The 2606-nt window shown below is 62.7% G+C and carries 4 protein-coding genes and 1 pseudogene; 3 read left to right on the top strand and 2 right to left on the bottom strand.

Annotation, left to right across the window (positions count from 1 at the left end; all coding sequences use genetic code 11):
- The 3 genes from ccoG to ACE039_RS15605 all read left to right on the top strand — a co-directional run.
- Positions 1-1427, top strand: a 1427-nt coding sequence (gene ccoG / locus ACE039_RS15615) for a cytochrome c oxidase accessory protein CcoG (protein ID WP_485822762.1), incomplete at its 5' end; no start/stop codon positions are given.
- A 20-nt stretch (positions 1428-1447) separates the two neighbouring features.
- Positions 1448-1684 (top strand): FixH family protein, encoded by a 237-nt coding sequence (locus ACE039_RS15610; RefSeq protein WP_105556502.1) that lies wholly within the window; start codon positions 1448-1450, stop codon positions 1682-1684.
- Positions 1685-1697: 13 nt separating this feature from the next.
- Positions 1698-1934, top strand: coding sequence for a hypothetical protein (locus ACE039_RS15605; RefSeq protein ID WP_105556501.1), 237 nt, complete (start codon positions 1698-1700; stop codon positions 1932-1934).
- A 54-nt stretch (positions 1935-1988) separates the two neighbouring features.
- Here ACE039_RS15605 and ACE039_RS15600 read toward each other — a convergent pair whose 3' ends face one another.
- Together ACE039_RS15600 and ACE039_RS15595 are read right to left on the bottom strand one after the other, a co-directional pair.
- Complete coding sequence (locus ACE039_RS15600; RefSeq protein WP_310029926.1) at positions 1989-2330, bottom strand: zinc ribbon domain-containing protein YjdM; 342 nt, start codon at positions 2328-2330, stop codon at positions 1989-1991.
- A gap of 88 nt (positions 2331-2418) precedes the next feature.
- Positions 2419-2606 (bottom strand): annotated as a pseudogene (locus tag ACE039_RS15595) (LysR family transcriptional regulator); the annotation flags it as partial.

Below are 2606 nucleotides of genomic sequence, written 5' to 3'. Positions count from 1 at the left end.
CCCCCCCCCCCCCCCCGCGCCCCGGGCAGGAAACGCTGGAGCAGACTCTGGCGGGTGTACGCAGCAAGATTTATCCGCGATCCGTCAGCGGCATTTTTGCCCGCTGGCGCATCGCCTTCGTCTTTATCACCCAACTGATCTTCTACGGGCTGCCCTGGTTGCAATGGAACGGCCGGCAGGCCGTGCTGTTCGACCTGGGGGCGCGCAAGTTCTACCTGTTCGGGCTGGTGTTGTGGCCGCAGGACGTCGTCTATCTGGCCGTGCTGCTGGTGATCTCGGCGTTGGCGTTGTTCCTGTTCACCGCCGTGGCGGGCCGGTTGTTCTGCGGTTACGCCTGTCCGCAAACGGTCTACACCGAAATCTTCATGTGGATCGAGCGCAAGGTCGAAGGCGATCGCATTGCGCGCATCCGCCTGGATGAGTCCCCCTGGACCTGGCGCAAGGTGCGCCTGAAAATCACCAAGCATTTCCTGTGGATCGCGTTGGCCTGGTGGACAGGGTCCACGTTTATCGGCTATTTCGCGCCGATCCGCGAGCTGGGCCATGAACTGTTCACGCTGCAGCTGGGGCCATGGCAATGGTTCTGGATGTTGTTCTACGGCTTTGCCACGTGGGGCAACGCGGGCTTCATGCGCGAATCCGTCTGCAAATACATGTGCCCCTACGCCCGTTTCCAGAGCGTGATGGTCGACCCCGACACCTTTGTGGTCACCTATGACAAGCGTCGCGGCGATCCGCGCGGCGGTCGTTCGCGCAAGGTCGATCACAAGGCGGCCGGGCTGGGCGATTGCGTGGATTGCAGCCTGTGCGTGCAGGTCTGTCCGACCGGCATCGACATTCGGGAAGGCCTGCAGTACATGTGCATCGGCTGCGGCGCCTGTATCGACGCCTGCGAGCAGGTCATGGACAAGATGCAATACGAGCCGGGCCTGATCCGCTACACGTCGGACCGCGCCATGCAGGATGGCCTGTCTGCAAAAAGCGCGCGTTCGCACTTGCTGCGCCCGCGCGTGCTGATATACGGCACGCTGATCCTGATCATGGCGGTGGCGTTCGTGGCGTCGCTGGCGATGCGCAACCCCTTGCGGGTAGACGTCATCCGCGACCGCGGGGCGCTGGGGCGGGAAGTCGCGGGCGGCCAGATCGAGAACGTCTACCGGCTGCAGATCATCAATACCTCGGACACGGCCATGCGCCTGCGCCTGTCGGCCGACGGCATGCCCGGATTGGCCGTGATGATGGGGCAGCAGGGCTCGGACGTGGTCGAAGTGGAACCCGCGGCCAACAAGCTAGTTCCCATGGTGATCCGGGCGCCTGCCGGCGCCGAACCCGGCGCGCACGCCATTACGTTACGCGCGCGCGGCAACAATGGTGAAAACCAGCCGATCGAAACCGACGAACCCGCCAGCTTCTACGTGCCCGACTGACTACGTAAAGGACAAACTCGATGACCCTTGCACAAACTGCCCCGGCGCCCAAGCCCTGGTACTACGAACCCTGGCCCTGGATCCTCATGGCCGGGCCGTTCGCGGCCATGGTCGGGTGCTTCATCACGATCTACTTCGCCTATGCCAACTTTACCCACGAGCCTATCGTGGAAGGCGTGATCAAACGCGGCCTGGTCATTGAACAGGCCGCGCCAAAAGTCGGCGAAGGCGCTGGCGCCGTGCGCGCCAATCCCTGACGGGAGGACTCAGATGGGCTTGCGTTCATTGATGTGGATACTGTGGCCGTCGTTCCTGGCGGCCGCTGCCGGAAGCGCGTTGATATTCGCCCTGATCGACCCGCTGGACGTGACGATATTCGGGCACGTTCCTACCGGGCGCATGGGCTTCTACACGGTGTCGTTCTTCGTGTTGTGGGTCATGGCCGGCCTGTCCAGCACGCTGACGGCATACCTGATGCCGAAAGCAGCCGAGGACGACACGCTGTAATGTGCCGCGTGGCCATGCAGCAGGGAAGGGCCCGCCAAGGTGGCGGGCGCTGCATCAGACCTTTTTGACAAACTCCGACTTCAGGCTCATCTGGCCGAAGCCGTCGATCTTGCAATCGATGTCGTGGTCGCTGTCGACCAGGCGGATGCCCTTGACCTTCGTGCCCATCTTGATCACTCCGCCCGACCCCTTCAATTTCAGGTCTTTGATGACGGTGATGGTGTCGCCGTCTTGCAGGACGTTGCCGGCCGAATCGCGGTAGACGCGGGCATCATCGTCCGAGGGCGCGGCGTCTTGCGCCGACCATTCATGCGCGCATTCCGGGCAGACGTAGCCGCCGCCATCTTCGTAGGTGAATTCGGACTGGCATTTCGGACAGGCGGGCAATGCACTCACAGGGAAACCTCAGGTGAAACGCGCGAATCGCGCAATGCACGATTGTACTGTCCTGAGTGCCATTTTTCGCTGGAACGTGCGCCTATCTTCACGCATTTTCATGCAGCAAGTCGACAAAGTGCTGGCCAGCGGCACTTAAGGGGCGGTCGCGCGGCACGATGCTGCCGAATGCCGCCAGCGACTGCTGGATTTGATAGGGCAGGATCGCCAGCAAGCCATGCCGGGCATAGCGGCTGGCAACCGACTCCGGGATCACGCCCAGCATGCGCGACTTCA

This window comes from Achromobacter maghribensis, assembly GCF_057334215.1.
Note: the sequence above shows the minus strand (reverse complement) of the source record. Positions and strands in the feature narration are given on the sequence as shown.

Coding starts and splice junctions, on each gene's coding strand:
- ACE039_RS15610 (WP_105556502.1), top strand. CDS start 1,448: ATGACCCTTGCACAAACTGCCCCGGCGCCCAAGCCCTGGTACTACGAA.
- ACE039_RS15605 (WP_105556501.1), top strand. CDS start 1,698: ATGGGCTTGCGTTCATTGATGTGGATACTGTGGCCGTCGTTCCTGGCG.